An 18,345-nucleotide genomic window follows, 5' to 3' on the forward strand; every position below is an offset into this window, starting at 1 on the left:
AGGAAATTTTTATTCAAAAAGATGCATAGTCTGTATATATTCATGCCGAAATCAGTATGGATGCCCCGATGCTCAATCTCCGTCAGATCAAGTGTTTCCAGGCCGTGGTCGAACTCGGCAATTTCTCCCGCGCGGCCGAGCGGTTGCGCACCAGCCAGGCCGGCATCTCCCACGCGATCCGCGATCTCGAGGCGCTGCTCGGCGCGCGGCTCTTCGACCGTACGACCCGACGCGTCGAACTGACCGAAGCCGGCCGCGTCTTTGCGGCGGCAGCATTGCCCGGCCTTGCGGAAATCGAGCGCGCCGTCGATGCGGTTCACGATCTCGGGCAATTGAGAACGGGCCTGGTGCGCATCGCCGCGCCCCCCTTCCTCGGCGCAACCGTGTTGCCGCGCCTGCTGCAGGAGGTCGCGGCAAGCCATCCGAACCTCAAGCTCAGGATCGAGGACGTCGTGACGGATATGATTGCGCCTCGGGTGCGCAGCGGCCTCTGCGATCTCGGCGTCGGCACCTTTGCAAGCGACGAAGACGGGCTTGAGATCCAGCGCGTCTTGCGCGACCAGTTGATGGTTTTTGCGCCCGAGGGCCACGCGATCTGCGCCAAGGCCGAAGTGGCCTGGTCAGCACTTTCCGACCAGCCGATCATCACGCTGACGCGCGAGAGCAATATCCGCCTTTTGACCGAAGTCGGCTTCGAAAGCGCTGGCGTGCCGCTGCGTCCTTCTCTCGAAGTGCACCAGATCAACACCGCCCTTTCGCTCGTCGAGCGGGAGGCGGGGGTTGCCATCCTGCCGACCTATGCCTTTACCGGCCTCAACGGTCGGAAGATTTCGGCGCGGCCGCTGGTCGAACCGTCGATTGCCCGTGACGTCTCGGTCATCACCGCCCGCGAGCGCACACCCTCCCCCGCAACGCTTGCGGTCAGAACGCTGCTGCGCAAGGTGCTGCGCGACATGGTGCCGGTCGTCGGCTGACGCAACGCAAGAAGGCCGAAACCGCTACAGGAACGGTTTCGGCCCCATCATCGTATGGTTGCGTCGCCTATGACGGCGTCAGGCAACGCGAAGCGAGACGTTCTTCACGACCGTATAGTGATGCAGGCCTTCCGCGCCACCCTCGCGACCGAGGCCGCTCTCCTTGACACCGCCGAACGGCGTCTCGGCAACCGAGGCCTCCAGCGTGTTGATCGAGAGATTGCCGGCCTCGACGCCCTGCATCAGGCGATCGATATTGGCCGCCGAGTTCGTGAAGCCATAGGCGGCAAGACCGAAGGGAAGCGCATTCGCTTTGGTAAGCGCCTCGTCCACCGAGGCAACCGGATTGATCAGGGCGAGCGGGCCGAAAGGCTCTTCGGAGAGCGCCCGGGCATCGTTGGGCAGATCGGCAATCGCGGTCGGCGCGAAGAAGTAGCCCTTGCCTTCCAGACGCCCGCCGCCGCACAGGATGCGGGCGCCCTTGGAGCGGGCATCGTCCACCAGCTCCTGGAGTGCCGCTATGCGGCGGTCGTTGGCGACCGGCCCCATCTGCGTCGCCGCATCGAGGCCGTCGCCGACCTTGATCGACCGCGCCTTCTCCAGGAAGGCATCCGTGAAGCGCCTGTAGAGCGTCTCGTGCACGAAGAAGCGCGTCGGCGAGGTGCAGACCTGGCCGGAATTGCGGTATTTGCGTGTGGCGCAGGCAATGCCGGCCGCAACCGGATCGGCATCCTCGCAGACGATGACGGGCGCGTGGCCGCCAAGCTCCATCAGCGCCGGCTTCATCACCTGCGAAGCGAGCGTCGTCAGGTGCTTGCCGACGGCGGTCGAGCCAGTGAAGGCGACCATGCGGATGCGGTCCTGCGGGATGAGATAGCCTGATATTTCGGCGGGATGGCCGAAGACGAGGTTGAGGACGCCAGCTGGCAGTCCGGCATCATGGAAGGCGCGGGCGATGTGCACGACGCCCGTCGGCGTTTCCTCGGACGCCTTCATGATGATCGAGCAGCCGGCGGCAAGCGCCCCGCCGATCTTGCGCGCCGGCTGGCTCATCGGAAAATTCCAGGGCGAAAACGCCGCGACCGGGCCGATCGGCTCATGCAGCACGATATAGCGGATACCCGGCGCGCTCGGGATGACCCGGCCGTAAAGGCGCACGCACTCGCCGGCGTCCCATTCGAAGAACTCGCAACCGCGAATGACCTCGGACCGGGCCTCGGAGAGCGGCTTGCCGTTTTCAAGCGTGATCGAGCGGGCGATTTCCTCGGATCGCTCACGCAAGAGCTGGGAGGCCCTCAGGATGATCGCCGCACGGGCGGCCGGGGATGTCCGGCTCCAGACCTGAAACCCCTGCCAGGCGGCATCGGTCGCATCGGCGAGATCCGCCTCGCGGGCGACCGCGACCTTACCGATGACGTTCTCGTTGGCAGGGTTGATGACGGCGAGCGTCTCGGAGGTCGCCCTCCACTTGCCGCCAATATAGAGCTGAGCATGCGTATCCAGAGCCATGAGATTGCCTTTTTGCCATTCCTTCGAAGGCCGAGCCTTCCTGTCCAGCAATGGATGCAATCAGCGGTCTAATATGACAATCCACATAGGTTGAATGAATTGATATCGAGAAGTGATAAGTCTTCGAGCAGGCCGCAGACGCGAAAAGGCGCCTTCCCAAGCGGGAAAGCGCCTTCATCGTTTCGCAGATCGAGAGGGGATCAGGTCACGGCACTGCGCACCGCATAGCGCGCATTGCGCCAGGCGCCTGTCTCCATCACCACGTGCAGCACGTCGACGGCGTTCCAGACATCCCTGAAGCTCGTGTAGAGCGGGGTGAAGCCGAAGCGGATGGTGGCTGGCGCGCGGAAGTCGCCGATGACACTCCGCTCGATCAGGGCCTGCATGATCTCGTAGGCGCCTTCATGTTCGAAGGAGACCTGGCTGCCCCGAACGGAGCCGTCCCTCGGACCGACCAGCTTCAGGCCAAAGGCGCCGCAGCGCGCCTCGACGAGCTTGATGAAGAGATCGGTCAGCGCGATGCTCTTCCTGCGGATAGCCGCCATGTCCACCTCGTCCCAGAGATCGAGTGCTGCCGAAAGCGTGCGCAGCGACAGGATCGGCTGCGTGCCCGAGAGGAAACGCAGGATGCCCGCACCGCCGTCATAGTTGCGTTCGAAGGCGAACGGGCGGGAATGCCCCCACCAGCCGCTGAGTGGCTGGCTGGCCATCTCCTGATGGCGCTTGGCCACGTAGATGAAGGCCGGGGCGCCGGGGCCGCCATTGAGGTACTTGTAGGTGCAGCCGACGGCGAAATCGACATCGCAACGGTCGAGCTCGACCGGCAGCGCACCGGCTGAATGGCAGAGATCCCAGACGACGAGAGCCCCCGCCGCGTGAGCGCGCTTCGTCAACGCCGCCATGTCGCGCAACGCGCCGGTCTTGTAGTTGACGTGGTTGACGAGAACCACGGCGACGCTCTCATCGATCAGGTCCTCTATCCGGGGGCCATCGACGCCCTCGAGCCGCATGATCGTTCCCGGGCGCGTCGCGATCACGCCCTCGGCCATATAGAGGTCGGTCGGGAAGCTCTCGCTTTCCGCAACAATGACCTTGCGATCGGCATTGAGGCCAAGGGCTGCGTGCAGCGCCTTGTAGACGTTGGCCGAGGTGTGGTCGGTCACGGCGGTCTGGCCGGGTCCGGCGCCGATGAGACGGCCGACACGGTCGCCGAGCGTCAGTGGCAGGGCGAACCAGCCGGCCGTGTTCCAGCTGCGGATGAGGTCGCGACCCCATTCGAGCTTCGCCGCCTTCTCGATCTCGGCATAGGAGGCGTGAAGTGCGGCGCCGAGCGAATTGCCATCGAGATAGGTGACGCCCTCGGGCAGGTCGAAGCGGCTCTTGAAGCTCGCAAGCGGGTCGTCGCGGTCGAGCGCCTCGACGGCATGGATATCGATGTTCATCGGGCAGTCCTTCTATTCACGAACGGTTTCGCGGGCGGGCATCGGCCCGCGCGAGCGCTTGAGGGTTGGCAGGGCCAGCATGGCGAGCACGAAGAGGCCGGTCGCGAGCTTCAGGTCTGTCGGCGGCATGCCGGCGGCAAGGCAGAGCGAAACGAGCTGGTAGTAGACGATGGCACCGACAAAGGGGGCCGCAAGCTGGCGCCGGATCGTCTGCTTGCCGACGATGGCCTCGCCGATCATCAGGGCGGCTAGGCCGTTAATCAGGGTACCGATACCCATGTTGACGTCGGCAAATCCCTGCGACTGCACCATCAGCGCGCCGCTGGTCGCCGAGAATGCGCCGGCGAGACCGACGCCGCCAATAGTGGCGGCCCAGATGCTGATGCCTTGGGCCTCCGCCATGTCCGGGTTGGAGCCGACGGCGCGCATGGCCGTGCCGCGTTCGGTGCGGAAATAGAGGTTCAGCAGGCAATAGACGGCGATGCCAAGCAGGCCCGCAACGACGATCTTGCTGATCGGGAAACCCGGTTCGGCAAAGGGTACGCCGTCAAAAATGGTCGGCGTGCCGTAGACCGAGAGGTTGGACTTGCCCATCAGCCGCAGATTGATCGAATAGAGCATGGTCATCATCAGGATGCCGGCAAGCAGCGTATGGATGCGGAAGCGCAGGTGCACGTAGGCCGTGCAGCTTCCGGCCAGGAACCCGGCGGCCATTGCCACGAGGATCGCCAGCCAACCCGGTGCGCCGCCGGCCAGCGACAGGGCGCAGACACAGCCGCCGAGCGGGAACGCGCCTTCGCTGGTCAGGTCCGGAAAGTTCAACGTGCGGAACGGCAGCATGATGCCGAGAACGATGAAGGACAGGATGAGGCTCTGCGCCAGCGTAACCGGCACGAGCGTGATGAAGTTCGAAATGATCGTAGATACTGTTTCCATGTCCGTCTCAGCTTGCGAGCAGCATCCGGTCGGTCTTCATGCCGAAGTGACCGATGAGTTTCGGGATCGTGACCTCGGCCTTTTCCGCGCCGGTGATTTCGAGCCGGATTTGGCCGGCATCGAGCATCACCACGCTATGGCCGAAATCGACGGCGTGCTGCATGTTGTGCGTCACCATCAGCGTGGTGAGGTTGAAGGCTTCGACCGCCCGCACCGTCGCCTGCATGACGATGTCGGCCGTGCGGGGATCGAGGGCTGCGGTGTGCTCGTCGAGAAGCAGCAGATCCGGCTGGTCGCAGGTCGCCATGATCAGCGACAGCGATTGCCGCTGGCCGCCCGAAAGCAGTTCGACGCGCGTATCCAGCCGGTTTTCGAGCCCGAGGTTCAAGGGAGAAAGGCGTTCGCGATAGCTCGCAAGCCGCTTTGCGTTCAGGCCACGGCTGAGGCCGAGCTTCTTGCCGCGCAATTCTGCAAGCAGCATGTTTTCCGCGACCGTCATCGAGGCGGCGGTGCCCTTCATCGGGTCCTGAAAGACCCGGGCGACGCGGCTTGCGCGCTTGTGCACCGGCAGTGCCGTGACATCGTCACCGTTGATGAGGATCTTGCCGCTGTCGAGCATCAGCGCGCCGGAAATGGCGTTCAGCATGCTGCTCTTGCCGGCGCCGTTCGATCCGATGACGATGGCGAAGTTGCCGGTCGGAAGCGTTAGGGTGAGATCGTTGAGGGCAATCTTCTCGTCGGGCTGCCCCTTGTAGAAGACCTTACGTGCAGATCGGATTTCGAGCATCCGTTCCTCCTGCGAGCAATTCCTAAAAGCCGGTTCGGCGGCTTTGCGTTCGGAATTCATGTAAAAACAAATGGATGGGGCGCGCTGCGCATTTACGGACGGCGGCGTCAAAGCCACCGTCCGTCGCTGGCTTAAAGGTTACTCGACGATGCAGTTGCAGTCGGCGAACGAAGCCGGGATCTCGACGCCGAATGCGGCCATGGCCTTCTTCGAGATCAGCGCCTGGTGATCTTCATAGGCGGGGAAGACGGGAGCGATGGACTTCGGGTCCTTGCCCTTCAAAACCTCAGCCGCGATCTTGCCGGCATTCTCGCCGACCTGCTCGTAGTTGACGGCAAAGCTTGCCGGCACGAAACCCTCCTGGACGGCGGTATCGACGGCATTGACGACCGGGATGCCCGCCTGGCGCGCAGCCGATGCAACGGCTGCGATCGCCGGCTGGATCATGTTGGACGTCGGACCGTAGATGACGTCGACCTTGCCGGAGAGCGAGGTGATGCGCTGCTGGATGTCGTTGAGGTTGTCGACGCCGACTTCGACGACTTCGAAGCCCTGTTCCGGCGCGATCTTGCGCACGGTCTCAAGCAGCGCAACGTCATTGGCTTCGCCCGGATTATAGGGAAGACCGAGGCGCTTGGCGTTCGGCAGAAGCTTCTTGGTAAAGGCGAGCACCGCCGCCATGTCCTGGCTATCGGTCGCGCCCGTGATGCCGTCGTCGCCGTTTTCCTTGGACGGGACGAGCTTGGCGGCGACCGGATCGGTCACGGCGGTGAAGATCACCGGAATGCCGGAGCCCGCGAGCGCCTTCTTGGCGATCTGCGAGACCGGCGTGGTGACGGTGTAGACGAGCTTTGGCTGTTCGGCCTGCAGCTTGGCAATCATCTGCGGCACAAGCGAAGCGTCGAAATTGGTGTGGCTCTCGGTGTAGACGACGTCCTTGCCCTCGACGAAGCCGTTTTCCGCCAGCGCTTTCTTGAACCCGGCGATGGCGGCATTGAGTGGCGGGTGTTCGCCGAAATTGGCGATGCCGATTCGAATCGGATCGGCTGCGGCCGAGCCGATGCCGGCAAGCACAAGGCCGGCTGCCATCAGGCCTGTGATGAGTTTCGATTTTGTCTTGGCCATGTGTTCCTCCTCCAACTGTCGCAGTGACAGCACGAGGGATGAGGAAGCGCAGCCGAGTGGCAAAGTCAACGATATAGTATACAATTATAGCAATTGGCGATTATCATATATTATTCTCGCATATATGATGGCCGAATATCCGGGCGGTAGATTTGGGGGGTACCTTTGACCGACGAGCAGGAAAGCAGCACCAAAACGGAGATCGCCTACCGGATCATGCGGACGGAAATCCTTATGGCCCGTCTGCAGCCGGGCGCACCGTTGCGGGTCGACCTCCTCAGCAAGACCTACGATGTCGGACGCACACCGTTGCGCGAGGCCCTGTCGCGGCTGGAGGCCGAGCGGCTGGTGGTGGCGATCTCCAATCGCGGCTTCACCGTCGCCCCCGTGTCGCGCACGGGGCTCGAGGATCTGACCAAGGCACGCGCGGTCGTCGAAATCCCACTGCTATTGGAAGCGATGGAGCGCGGCGGCGCCGAATGGGAATCGGCCATCGTGACCGCGCACTACCGGCTGTCGCGCTGCAAGACGATTGTCGAAGATTCCTCCGACCTTGCCGTCGATGCCTGGATGGAGCGGCACGAGGCGTTTCACGCCGCCCTCTTGAGTGCAGCGCAATCGAGCTGGCTGATGCATTTCCGCTCGACGATTTCCGACCAGCTCCAGCGCCACTACCGGTTCCTGGCCTTCGCCCCCGCGCTTCGCGCAGCGGCTGGGGAGACTGCCGGTTATGAGGAGGCGATGGCCGCGCTGCACAAGGCGCAGTCGATCGGTCCGCATACGGAACTGATGGAGGCCGTTCTCGACCGCAACGCCGAACGCGCCCGTCTCCTGATGGACGAGCATTTCGGCTATCCGCTGGAGGTCTACGCCGTTGAGGAAGGGGAAGCACCTGCATCCCGCAAGCCATCAGCGCGCGGTCGCACTCATAAGAAATCCGCATGAATTAATGCTGATTAAGGCGATTGTTATAGGGAAAGCGACCCTGTTTCATATCGCTCAAGCAAACGGGAGCGACATGATTTGCTCGGGCGTGAGGAGGCCTGCGCAATCAATCCACTGACAGAACGAAGCAATTCGAAGCGCGACGCTGAGGGGTGTTCGCCGTCGTCCTGTCGTTTGCCTTGCGCCGCTGCCGCCTTGGACGCGGGGCGTTCACCGATGTTGCAGGAGGAGACCGACATGCCGAGAAGGCTGATCATCACATGCTCAATTTTGTGTCTGGCCGCGGGTACAGCCCTTGCCGCCGGTTGGGAAAAGGAAGTGCCGACGGAGATCAACATCCAGGATCCGCATCTCAAGCGCTGGTCGGAACTGACCTATGACAAGCAGCCGCCGGCGCTGACGCCGGGCGAGGACTACGGCATGGATCCGGCGACGGGCAAGTTCACCGCCCCGCGCGCCACCGCACTCGGCGCATCGCCGAACTTCCCCGGCCAGCTCACCCATTGGGACGACAAGACCTATAAGAGCAATGTCGAGGAAATCGCCTTCTATCCGCACATCACGTCGCCATGGCACGCCTGGCCCGACGTCGCGGATTTTGGCGGCAAGCGCTACATGTACCTGCATGACCGCGACTACATGCGCGTGCTCGACATCACGGACCCCGCAAAAGCCAAAGTCGTCTATTCCAAGGGCGGCGTCTGGGGACCGGAAGGGTCCAGCGAGGACTGGGACGCCAAGACCGTTCAGGACTATTTCGGCGGCATGACGATTGCCTGGAGCGAAAAACTCCAGAAGAACGTCGTCGTTGCCTCCTACGAGATCGGCCGCTTCGGCATCCTCGACAACAAGCGCACGCAGCCCGACATCGTCGAGACGCTGCGCCACTACAATTCGCTCAAGGGCTTCAAGGTCTACGAGATGAACGGGCCGTTGCCGAGCGACTGGACGCTGATCGCCACCCGCACGACCGACATCAACAACCCCGACGCGCCTGTCGGCAAGCAGCAGGGCTCAGGTTCGCTCGACGCACCCGCCTGGTTCGGCGGCAAGTACATGTATCTCTCGTCGGCGCCCGACGACAGCTACGCCTTGACCGAGTACCCGGACTATCTGCATTCGCCGGGCTACCAGGCATGGGATATGACCGACCCGGCCAATCCCGTCTTTGTCAGCCAGGTCACGGTTCCGGGCCAGGTCGTCGGCGACAAGGCGAGTGAGGATGCCTACCTGATGAACCCGCGGGCCGGCAACCGCACGTCCTGGATGGGCTCGCGCATGCCGCTGTTCCTCCCCAAGCCGGTGGAAAAGGGTGGCAAGATCGGATTCGGCGCGATGGGCGGCCTCGGCTTTTACACATTCGACCTCACCAATCCCGGCACGCCGGAAATGATGGGCCACTTAAGCATTCCGCCGAGCTTTGCAGGCACCGAATTCGACAATGCCGATACCAGCCAGTACGAGCGCACCGGCTATGTCTTTGCCAACGGCTACCCGATGAACTCCAACTGCTACGAGCCCTACAAGGACGTGCTGGTCATCGACGCCAAGGATCCGAAGGACCCGAAGGTGGTCGCCACCTTCCCGCGACCGACGCCGCCGGCCGAGGCCGAATTCACCGACTATTGCCAGCGGCGCGGCAGCTTTGGTCCGAAGCGCTCCGGCACGACACACCAGCCCGGGCACAGCCGCGACGGCATCCTGCCCTATGCCTTCTACAATGCCGGCCTGCAGATCTTCGACGTCAAGGACCCGAAGGATCCGAAGATCGCCGGCTACTACGTGCCGCGCTTCCCCAAGCCTGAGCAAATGCCCGAATACACCTATGAAAATGCCAGCTTCGCGGTGTTTACCGAATACGACCGCAACATCATCTGGCTGATCAGCATCGACGGCATCCGCGCCCTGAAGACGCCTCTTCTCGGTGAACCGAAGACCGGCCTTGCCGGCGAGGTCTGGCCGCCGCGCGGGTAACCCCCGACTGGGCCGGCATCGCGACCGATACCGGCCCTTTTTTCTCTCATTCCACACAGCCCCGCTCAGCACCCGCTTGTTTCGCATGCCGCGGACCGAGCCGGCGAAGCTTTGCCAAAATTCCAGAACCGACAAGGGAACGAACTCGATATGTACAAACCAACCAGTGCTGCGCCACCTCTCCTCTTGAAAGGTGCCGCAGCGGCGCTCTGCCTGATGGCCGTCGCCGAGCCGGCTGCGGCCGCAGAAGCAGAACCGGTCGAATATGTCCGCGTCTGCGATGCCTATGGCACCGGCTTCTTCTACGTGCCGGGAACCGAAACCTGCCTGAAGATCAGCGGCTATCTACGCCACGAGGTTGCGGCCGGCGACGATGTCTACTGGGGCGGCTCGCTCGATGGCTTGCCCGGCAAGGCGCGGGCGACGTTGCGCTTCGACGCCCGCAACGAGACCGAATTAGGAACGCTGCGCTCCTACCTGGAGACGCGTTTCGAGCACAAGGCATCGGGAGAGCGCATCTATATTTCGGAGGCCGTCATCGAGCTTGCCGGCTTCTCGGTCGGCATTGCCGACTCCCTTTTTGCCAACTGGACCTGGGGTGCCGGCAACGTCATCTACGACGACGTCATCTACTACTCCGGCGACCGCACGATGCAGGCGAGCTACACCCACGACTTCGGCAACGGCTTTTCCGCCATGGTCGGCGCCGAGGAAGGCAACGGCGCCTGGGAACTGGAGACGGCCGACGCATCCGGCGTGACAAGCCGTGAGTGGTTTGACCTTAGGGCCGACAGCATTCCCCACCTCCTCGGCGGCGTCAAATACGAACAGGATCGGGTCACGCTCTTCGGCATGGCGGCCTATGACACCCGTTACGACGCCTGGGCCCTGAAGGCACGCGTCAATCTCGAGGTCACAGATGCGTTCTCGCTGTTCGTCATGGGCGCCTACCAATCCGACCCGAGCCAGCCGAACTATTATGGCAGCTGGTATGGTGACTTTGCGATGTGGGGTGGCTTTTCGGCAGATGTCAGCGAGAAGGCAACGATAAACAGCCAGATTTCCTTCGAGCAGGACGGCACCTGGAACGCGGCGCTCAACGTCGCTTACGAGGTCGTACCCGGTTTCAAGATCACGCCGGAACTTGACTACACCGCTTTCCGCGGCTTCCGCGGACACGAAGACAGCTTCGGCGGCGTCGTACGCTTCCAGCGAAACTTCTAGCCGCGCAATAAGCGTCGGCGGCGACATCACCGCCGGCGCCTTTCCGGAAGGGGCACCTGATCGTGTCCGGCGGGAGCCCGACACTTTGCGGTCTAAACTACGCATTCTCGGAGGACTTGACGGCTGTTTCGAGCGCTTGTTTTGCCGGGCGCGCCATTGATCCCAATGCCCCCATGGACGGACTTCGTAACCGTTCCACCGCATCGCGGATGGATATGGCTCGAATGGGCTATGTCCTGGTTTATTCACGATTGCATTAGATTTTCGTAGAATAATCCGGTGGGGTGCGCAGGGAGGCAAGTATGGAACGCATAGAAGCCGACAAGCTCGAAACCGACGCCGCCACGAAAGTCTGGTCTGTTCAAGATTTCTGCAAACGGCACCGCCTTTGCGAGGAAGAGGAACGCCGCCTCACGAGGCTGTTTGGCCCGTTCGCGACATCTCGCGAGCTCCTGAACAACGCGCAACGTTCACCGAAGTGGCGGTAATAGAGGACGAATGGACCTCCCGCTGATTTCGCATGGGCGGTCGGCAGGACGCTCAAACCGGCTCGTTGCCATTAACCGACCAGCCATCCGGTCGCTCCGCCGAGCGCGATGATCATCAGCACTGGAATGCGCGGCAACCCCATCACCAAAACTGCCGATGCGAAGGCGACCGTGGCGGTGAGCCCCACCGCACCGGAGAGCTGCAGGATCGACAGGACGCCGGCGATGATCAGGCCGGTCCCGACCGGCGCCAGGCCCTCGCGCATCGCACGATGCCAGGCCTTCTCGCGGTGGGCGTTCGTCAGTCTGAACACAGCATAACAAAGCAGCGAGGACGGAACGAAGAGCGCAAGCGACGCGACCACCGCCCCTCCCCAGCCGGCAATCTTCCAGCCGACCAGGGTGGCGAGCATGGTTCCAGGGCCGGGAGCGGCGCGCGAAATCGCAAACAGTTCGACGAATTCCCGCGAAGTGAGCCATGCCCGTGCCCGCACCACCTCGCCTTCCATGCCGGAGATGATGCTCGCGCCGCCGCCGATGGAGATCAGTGAGAACGGAACGAAGACGGCGAGCAATCCGAGATAGGCATCGTCACGCATCGGATTTGACACGCCTCCAGCTGAGCGCAACGCTGATCGGCGCGATTATGGCTGCGACCAGCAGCAACGGCAGCTTCAGGACCGCGACGCCGATCGCCGTGGCTGCGACGATGGCAAGACCGGATGCATGTCGGGCCGCCCGTCGCGTGCCCCTCCAGCAGATGACGAGAAGCAGGCCGCTGGCACTTGCCGCGACACCGGTCAGCACGCCCTCGAGCTCGGCCAGGTCGTGCACCCGGTCGACCAAGGCGCTCATGCCGATCACGGCGAAGAAAGGGCCGACGAGGAAGCCGAAAGCAGCCGCGATCGCGCCAAGGGGACCACGCAACTGCTCCCCCATGCAGACCACCAGGTTGACGACGTTGGCCCCGGGCAGCATCTGAGAGATCGCCAGGCTGCTGGCGAAGTCGTCTTCGCTGATCCAGCAATGCCGCTCCACGAATTCCTGATGCAGCCAGGCGGACAGGCCGCCGCCGAAGCTCAGCACGCCAATCTTCAGGCACACGGCAAAGAGTGCCGGCAGGCTGGCGCGCCTGGCCGCTCGGCCGTGTTGCCCTTCGTCGTCAGGCCGCATTCGGAAGCTGTGCCATGCTCGCGGAGAGGAGCCGTTTCGTATAGTCGTGCTGCGGATCACCATAGACCGCGTCGGTTCTCCCCTGCTCAACGATGCGGCCGCGATACATCACCACGACCTCGGTCGCGAAATCGCGCACGAGCGCCAGATCGTGGGCGATGAAAATGTAGGAGAGCCCGAGCTCGCTGCGCAGCTCTTTCAACAGGTCGATCACCTGCGCCTGAACAGAGACATCGAGGGCGGAGACCGCCTCGTCGCAGACAATGATTTCGGGTTTAAGAGCAAGCGCGCGGGCGATCGCGATGCGCTGGCGCTGGCCGCCGGAAAACTGATGCGGATGCCGATCGATGTGATCGGCGTTCAGGCCGACACGTTCGAGAAGACCGACCACGCCGTCGCGCCATTCGCTCCTGGGCAACACGTCGGAATGGATCGCCCAGGGCTCGGAGACGATCTCGGCGATCGTCATGCGCGGGTTGAGCGAGGCCGTCGGATCCTGGAACACGAACTGCATGCGACGGCGGACCTGGAAGGTCTCAGTCGGGCTCATGCCATGCAGGTCGCGCCCATCGAAGCGGATCGTACCGAGGGTCGGCCTGTCGAGGCCGAGCAGCATCCTCGCCAGTGTCGATTTACCGGAGCCGGATTCGCCGACGATCCCCAGCGTTTCGCCGCTGCGCAGCTTGAAGCTTGCGTCATCGACGGCTCTGATCGCTTTCGGCCCGGCTTGCGCCGCCTTGCCTGGCTCGACGCCGTAGATCCGGGAAACGCCGTCGACGTCGAGCAGCACCCTGCCCTTCGCTTCAGCCGTATTCGCTTCGAATCCGTGCCGGCCGGGCATGGCGTCCAGAAGCTTGCGCGTATAGGGATGCTGCGGCGCGTTCATGATCTGATCGGCGGTGCCCGCCTCGACGATCCGCCCGCCCTGCATGACAACGACCCGGTCTGCGACCTTCTCGACGACTCCGAGATCATGGGTGATCAGCACCATGCCCATGCCGCTTTCGGCCTGCAGTTTCTTCAACAGCGCCAGCACCTGCGCCTGAACGGTGACGTCGAGCGCGCTCGTCGGTTCGTCTGCGATCAACAGTTCCGGTGCGAGCGCGATGGCCGACGCGATCATGATGCGCTGTCGCTGCCCGCCGGAGAACTGGTGCGGATACTGCCGCGCCCGGCGCTCCGGATCGTCGATGCCGACCTTGGCAAGGAGGTCGATGACGCGGGCATGGGCTGTCGCCTTGTCGACGCCGTGCACCCGCAGGGTCTCGGCGATCTGCCAGCCAATCGGATACACGGGGTTGAGTGCCGCGAGCGGGTCCTGGAAGATCATCGAGATCTTCTTGCCGTTGATCGCCCTGCGATCCTCGCGCGAGGTCTTCAGGAGGTCGCGGCCGCGATAGAGGATCTCGCCACGCGAGATCACTGCCGGCGGCGTATCGATGAGGTCGAGCACGGCGGACGCACTGACGCTCTTTCCCGAGCCACTCTCGCCCAGAATGGCCAGCGTCTCGCCTGGATTGACCGACCAGCTGACATCATTGACCGCATGCACGGTCCCCGCGCGGCTCGGGAACTCGATGCTCAGATTGCGGATTTCGAGAAGGGCCTGCTCAGTCATCGTGCACCTGCTGAAGTCTGGAAGCGCCAGCGTTCGACCGGGTCGGTCACCAGCCGGAGCCAATTCGAAAGGAGGTTCAATGCCATCGTCACCGTCATGATTGCGACGCCCGGCCAGAAGGAGAGCCACCAGGCGGACCCAAGGTAGTTGCGGCCGTCTGCCACCATCAGCCCCCAGGTCACTTCGGGTGGCTGGATGCCGATACCGAGGAAGCTCAGGCCGGATTCGACCAGCATGACGAAGGCCATTTCGAGCGCGGCGAGATTGATGACCGTCGGCATCACCATGGGGGCGATGTGCCGGAAGAGGATGCGGTTGGTGTTGGCGCCCATGGCGAGCGCCGCCGTGACGAACATCCGCTCCTTGATTTCGAGTACCTCGGCCCTGACGGTTCTGAGGAAGATCGGAATGCGCGACACCGCCAGAACCAGAATGACGTTCTGCACGCCCGGATCGAAGACGAACAGCACGATGACGGCGAGCAGCATCGAAGGGAAGCTCATGATCGCGTCCGCCAGGCGCAGAAGGGTCGCGCTGATCCACCCGCCCTTGTAGCCGGCGACGAGCCCGAGCGCGCCGCCGATCGTCATCGACAGAAGGACGGCGCTGCTGGCAATCAGGATGGTGTTCTGGCTGGCAACGATGATGCGGGCAAGCAGGCTGCGCCCAAGCGCATCCGCGCCGAGAACGAACATCCAGCCTTTGCTCAGCGAGAAAGGCGGCGCGTTGTGCGCCATCAGATTGACCGCGCGGGCCTGGTCGGCCATCAGCCACGGCCCGAAGATCGTGCAGAAGATGACGACCAGCAGCAGGACGGCCGATACGAAGGCAACCTTGTCCTGCCAGAGGAGCGCGGCGATCTGCCTCGCAGCGGCCGATCGGGCCGCAGGTTTCGCCTTGGCCACCCGTGGGGCGGCCATCTCAGTTATACCGGATGCGCGGGTCGACGAGGGCATAGGTGATGTCCACAAGGATGTTGATGATGAAGACGGCAAGCGCGGTGACGAGCACGGCGGCCTGGATGACGGCGAAGTCGCGGAGCATGACGGAATCGATCATCAGCTTGCCGATGCCGGGAAAGCCGAACACAGTCTCGACGATGACCGCGCCGTTGACGATGCCGGCCGCCTGGTCGCTGGCAACCGTGATCACGGGCAGAAGCCCGTTGCGCAGCGCATGAACGAAGACGATCGATCGCGATCCGACGCCCTTTGCCCGCGCAGTCTTGATGTAGGTCGACGACAGGGCCGTCATCATTGACGTTCGCACGACCTGGACGAGCACTCCGGTCGGGCGCAGCGTCAGGACAGCCACCGGCAGGATCCAGTGCAAAACGGTTCCCGTTCCCGATGTCGGCAGCAGGCGCAGTGTTACTGCAAATATCAACACGCCGACGATCGCGACCCAGAAATTGGGAGTGCTGGCGCCCAGAAGCGACACGAAGCTGGCAAGCCGGTCAAAAAGCCCGCCCGGCTTGAAGGCAGCCAGCGAGCCGATGACGACAGCCAGTGTTATGACCAGCGGCATGGTGACGGCCGCAAGCATAAGGGTCGTCGGAAAGGCCTGAAGAACGACGTCGAGCGCCGGCCGCGAGAACTGCAGCGATTGCCCCATGTCGAGATGCATCAGGCCGGCCATGAACCGGCCGAACTGGAGATACAGCGGATCGTTGAAGCCGAGGCGCTCGTTGAACTCGTGCCGGATCTCGGCGGACGCGTCCTGCGGCAGATAGAGGTCGGCGGGCGAGCCGGTCATGCGCGCCAGGAAGAACACGAGAATGATCAGGACGATGAGCGAGAACAGGCTCTGCAACGATCGCTTGAAGATGAATGAACCCATATCAGCTCCTCCGCCGGATGTGGATTGACGAACTGCCCGAAACCGGACGGAAACCTGCGGCGCCGGAGCATATCGGCCGGCGCCGCGCACGTCGCTATTTCAGGGTCAGCTTTGCGAGCTGCAGTTCGACTGCGTTGGCAATGGTCGGCTGGAAGTCGAGCCTGCTGCCGACCCGCATGTAGTTGACCATGTGGAACAGCGGCACGTCGGCGACCTTGTCCTCATAGATCCTGCGGAACACTTCCTGATAGGTCTGGGCCCGCTTGTCGCCCTGCTCGGTTCCGGCAAGCACGATCAGATCGTCGAGTTCGGGGTCGTGCAGTTCACTCTGGCGACCGTTCGAATGATACTTGAAGAAGGCCGTGAACGCTGCGTCTCCGCTGTTGTTGTCGTGCATCGTCAGGAAGATGTTGGGCTGGCGATCCGCAGCGAACGGCTTGTTGGCCATCTGCAGCCATTGCGACATTTCGAGGTTGTCGAGCTTGACGTTGAACCCGACCTGCCGGAGCATTTCGGCCGCGGCTTCGACGAATTCGTTGCTGTTAGCAAACATCGCCGGGCGCCCGATCATGCGGATCTCGCGCGTCACGTCGACGCCGTCGGCTTTGGCGTCGGCCAGCAGCTTCTCGGCCTCCGCCGGATCATATGCCCAGGGTTTCAGGTTCGGATTGAAGCCGAGCACGTTCGGGCCGACCTGCTGCATGGCAAGCTTTGCCTTGTCGCTGACGATGCTGCCGAGGAAGGCCTGCCGGTCGATGGCGAGGTTGATCGCCTTGCGGACGCGTAGGTCGTTGAGCGGCGGAATGTCGACCGAAAGACGGAACATGGCGCTGTCCGAGTTTGGGTAAACCTTGTCCGTCTCCGGATTGGTCGCATCCTGAGGCGCGATGGAGAATGCGAGATCCGCTTCGCCCGTCTCGACCATGGCGGCCGCCACCGAGGACTCGGTGCGCCAGACATAGGTTGCCTTTTCAATGACCGGCTTCTTGCCCCAATAGGCGTCGTCGCGCACGAGCACGACGTTTTCGCCCTGCGTCCAGTGGTCGAAGCGGTAGGGGCCGGTGCCTACAGGCTTTGCGGTGTATTCGCCCATCGGTGTGTTGGGCGAGGAAATCGCGAGCTGCGCCAGAAGCGTCGGCAGGATCGGAACAGGCGCCTTGGTGGTGAATTTGACCGTGTGGGCGTCCACTTCGCTCGCCGTCACGTCCGTGCCGTCGAAATATTTGGTGCGGGTGATGCAGGTCAGCTTCGGGTCGACGGTGCGCTCCACCGAATGGATCACGGACTTGGCGTCGAACGGAGCACCATCGTGAAACTTGATGCCCTGGCGAAGCTTGAAGACCCACTCGGTGGGCGAGGTCTGCTCCCAGCTCTCGGCCAGTCGCGGCAGGGTCGTGTTCTTGTCGTAGTCGAGTTCAACCAGCGTTTCGACGACATTCTGCTTGATGATGCGGCCGATGACGGACCGCGGCGTTTCGCACGGGTCGAGCCTATCGGGTCCAGCGGGAAGCACGATCGTGACCGACGTCTTCTCCCCAGCCAGTGCCATCCCGACCGGCAGCGCCATCGTTGTCGCCAGCGCGACCGCAAACGATTTCCAAAGTTTCAAAGGCGTATCCTCCTCTTGCCTTATGTCATGCCGCGCGTTTCAGCCCTTGACCAGCTGAAGCCGCGCCTCCCTGAATTTTGCAATCTTGTCGCGCTCCCGTTCCTCCTGAGTGCGGATGCCGGGTATGAGGCCGGCGGCGATTTCCGGTGCGACGGCGACGATCCCGTCGTCGTCGCCAACAATCAGGTCGCCGGGATTGACCACCAGGCCGCCGATCGAAACGGCAACGTTGATCGCGCCCGGGCCATTCTTGTAAGGACCCTTATGGGTGACGCCTCGAGCAAAACAGGGCAGATCCGACGCCCGGATGGCGGCGACGTCGCGGATCGCACCGTCGATGACAAAGCCGGCAACGCCAAGCGATTCCGCATGGGTCATGATGATCTCGCCGATCAGCGCCTGGCTGATATCGCCGCCACCGTCGACCACGATAACGTCGCCCCGGCGGGCAACCTTCAAGGCCGCATGGATGGCGAGGTTGTCGCCGTGACGGGTCTTGACCGTCAGCGCAGTGCCGATGAGCTGGCCGCTGCGGTGATAGGGCAAAATCCCCGTCGCCCCCGGAAGACGCTCCATGTTGTCGCTGATGATGGACGTGGGCACGCCACGGAACTGCGCCAGGAGTTCGGCGCCGACGGGCACGGGTAACGGAAATTCTTCGACTGACATGTTTCCTCCGATGAAGGCCATCCCACGGCCCTT

Annotated in this window: 17 protein-coding genes; 5 read left to right on the plus strand and 12 right to left on the minus strand. The window is 63.1% G+C overall.

Going from position 1 to position 18,345, the window contains the following annotated elements:
- The first annotated feature begins 68 nt into the window (after nucleotides 1-68).
- Nucleotides 69-974: a LysR family transcriptional regulator gene (locus VGO04_RS30230; protein ID WP_327499676.1), complete on the plus strand. Its 906-nt coding sequence runs from the start codon at nucleotides 69-71 to the stop codon at nucleotides 972-974.
- A 78-nt stretch (nucleotides 975-1,052) separates the two neighbouring features.
- On the opposite strand, the gene VGO04_RS30235 is transcribed toward VGO04_RS30230, so the two are convergent.
- The 5 genes from VGO04_RS30235 to VGO04_RS30255 form a co-directional block, all read right to left on the minus strand.
- Nucleotides 1,053-2,483: an NAD-dependent succinate-semialdehyde dehydrogenase gene (locus VGO04_RS30235; protein ID WP_327499677.1), complete on the minus strand. Its 1,431-nt coding sequence runs from the start codon at nucleotides 2,481-2,483 to the stop codon at nucleotides 1,053-1,055.
- A 200-nt stretch (nucleotides 2,484-2,683) separates the two neighbouring features.
- Nucleotides 2,684-3,925, minus strand: coding sequence for a kynureninase (gene kynU, locus VGO04_RS30240; protein ID WP_327499678.1), 1,242 nt, complete (start codon nucleotides 3,923-3,925; stop codon nucleotides 2,684-2,686).
- A 12-nt stretch (nucleotides 3,926-3,937) separates the two neighbouring features.
- On the minus strand, nucleotides 3,938-4,861 hold the full coding sequence (locus VGO04_RS30245) for an ABC transporter permease (protein ID WP_327499679.1): 924 nt from the start codon (nucleotides 4,859-4,861) through the stop codon (nucleotides 3,938-3,940).
- 7 nt (nucleotides 4,862-4,868) lie between these two features.
- On the minus strand, nucleotides 4,869-5,648 hold the full coding sequence (locus VGO04_RS30250; protein WP_327499680.1) for an ABC transporter ATP-binding protein: 780 nt from the start codon (nucleotides 5,646-5,648) through the stop codon (nucleotides 4,869-4,871).
- A gap of 138 nt (nucleotides 5,649-5,786) precedes the next feature.
- The gene (locus tag VGO04_RS30255; RefSeq protein WP_327499681.1) at nucleotides 5,787-6,773 is read right to left on the minus strand and encodes an ABC transporter substrate-binding protein; all 987 of its coding nucleotides are present in this window, start codon (nucleotides 6,771-6,773) and stop codon (nucleotides 5,787-5,789) included.
- A 216-nt stretch (nucleotides 6,774-6,989) separates the two neighbouring features.
- Between VGO04_RS30255 and VGO04_RS30260 the strand changes: the two genes are divergently transcribed.
- The 4 genes from VGO04_RS30260 to VGO04_RS30275 all read left to right on the plus strand — a co-directional run bounded on the left by VGO04_RS30260 (nucleotide 6,990) and on the right by VGO04_RS30275 (nucleotide 11,404).
- A complete protein-coding gene (locus VGO04_RS30260; protein WP_414650634.1) occupies nucleotides 6,990-7,718 on the plus strand; it encodes a GntR family transcriptional regulator in 729 nt (242 codons plus the stop codon).
- Nucleotides 7,719-7,955: 237 nt separating this feature from the next.
- On the plus strand, nucleotides 7,956-9,692 hold the full coding sequence (locus tag VGO04_RS30265; protein WP_327499683.1) for a hypothetical protein: 1,737 nt from the start codon (nucleotides 7,956-7,958) through the stop codon (nucleotides 9,690-9,692).
- Between the two features lie 150 nt (nucleotides 9,693-9,842).
- Nucleotides 9,843-10,916, plus strand: coding sequence for a porin (locus tag VGO04_RS30270; protein ID WP_327499684.1), 1,074 nt, complete (start codon nucleotides 9,843-9,845; stop codon nucleotides 10,914-10,916).
- Between the two features lie 302 nt (nucleotides 10,917-11,218).
- Nucleotides 11,219-11,404, plus strand: coding sequence for a hypothetical protein (locus tag VGO04_RS30275; RefSeq protein WP_327499685.1), 186 nt, complete (start codon nucleotides 11,219-11,221; stop codon nucleotides 11,402-11,404).
- Between the two features lie 71 nt (nucleotides 11,405-11,475).
- Here VGO04_RS30275 and VGO04_RS30280 read toward each other — a convergent pair whose 3' ends face one another.
- The 7 genes from VGO04_RS30280 to VGO04_RS30310 all read right to left on the minus strand — a co-directional run bounded on the left by VGO04_RS30280 (nucleotide 11,476) and on the right by VGO04_RS30310 (nucleotide 18,312).
- Nucleotides 11,476-12,003, minus strand: coding sequence for a chromate transporter (locus VGO04_RS30280; RefSeq protein WP_327499686.1), 528 nt, complete (start codon nucleotides 12,001-12,003; stop codon nucleotides 11,476-11,478).
- Nucleotides 11,996-12,577: a chromate transporter gene (locus VGO04_RS30285; protein ID WP_327499687.1), complete on the minus strand. Its 582-nt coding sequence runs from the start codon at nucleotides 12,575-12,577 to the stop codon at nucleotides 11,996-11,998. The genes VGO04_RS30280 and VGO04_RS30285 overlap by 8 nt, the downstream gene beginning before the upstream one ends.
- On the minus strand, nucleotides 12,567-14,195 hold the full coding sequence (locus VGO04_RS30290) for an ABC transporter ATP-binding protein (RefSeq protein ID WP_327499688.1): 1,629 nt from the start codon (nucleotides 14,193-14,195) through the stop codon (nucleotides 12,567-12,569). Before VGO04_RS30290 ends, VGO04_RS30285 begins: the two co-directional genes overlap by 11 nt.
- The gene (locus tag VGO04_RS30295) at nucleotides 14,192-15,115 is read right to left on the minus strand and encodes an ABC transporter permease (RefSeq protein WP_327499689.1); all 924 of its coding nucleotides are present in this window, start codon (nucleotides 15,113-15,115) and stop codon (nucleotides 14,192-14,194) included. Before VGO04_RS30295 ends, VGO04_RS30290 begins: the two co-directional genes overlap by 4 nt.
- Nucleotide 15,116: 1 nt before the next feature.
- Nucleotides 15,117-16,034 (minus strand): ABC transporter permease, encoded by a 918-nt coding sequence (locus VGO04_RS30300; RefSeq protein ID WP_327499690.1) that lies wholly within the window; start codon nucleotides 16,032-16,034, stop codon nucleotides 15,117-15,119.
- 94 nt (nucleotides 16,035-16,128) lie between these two features.
- Nucleotides 16,129-17,643: an ABC transporter substrate-binding protein gene (locus tag VGO04_RS30305; protein ID WP_327499691.1), complete on the minus strand. Its 1,515-nt coding sequence runs from the start codon at nucleotides 17,641-17,643 to the stop codon at nucleotides 16,129-16,131.
- 39 nt (nucleotides 17,644-17,682) lie between these two features.
- Nucleotides 17,683-18,312: an RraA family protein gene (locus tag VGO04_RS30310; protein WP_327499692.1), complete on the minus strand. Its 630-nt coding sequence runs from the start codon at nucleotides 18,310-18,312 to the stop codon at nucleotides 17,683-17,685.
- Nucleotides 18,313-18,345: the final 33 nt, after the last annotated feature.

Source organism: Ensifer sp., assembly GCF_035999185.1.
In the GTDB taxonomy this organism is placed as follows: Bacteria; Pseudomonadota; Alphaproteobacteria; order Rhizobiales; family Rhizobiaceae; genus Ensifer.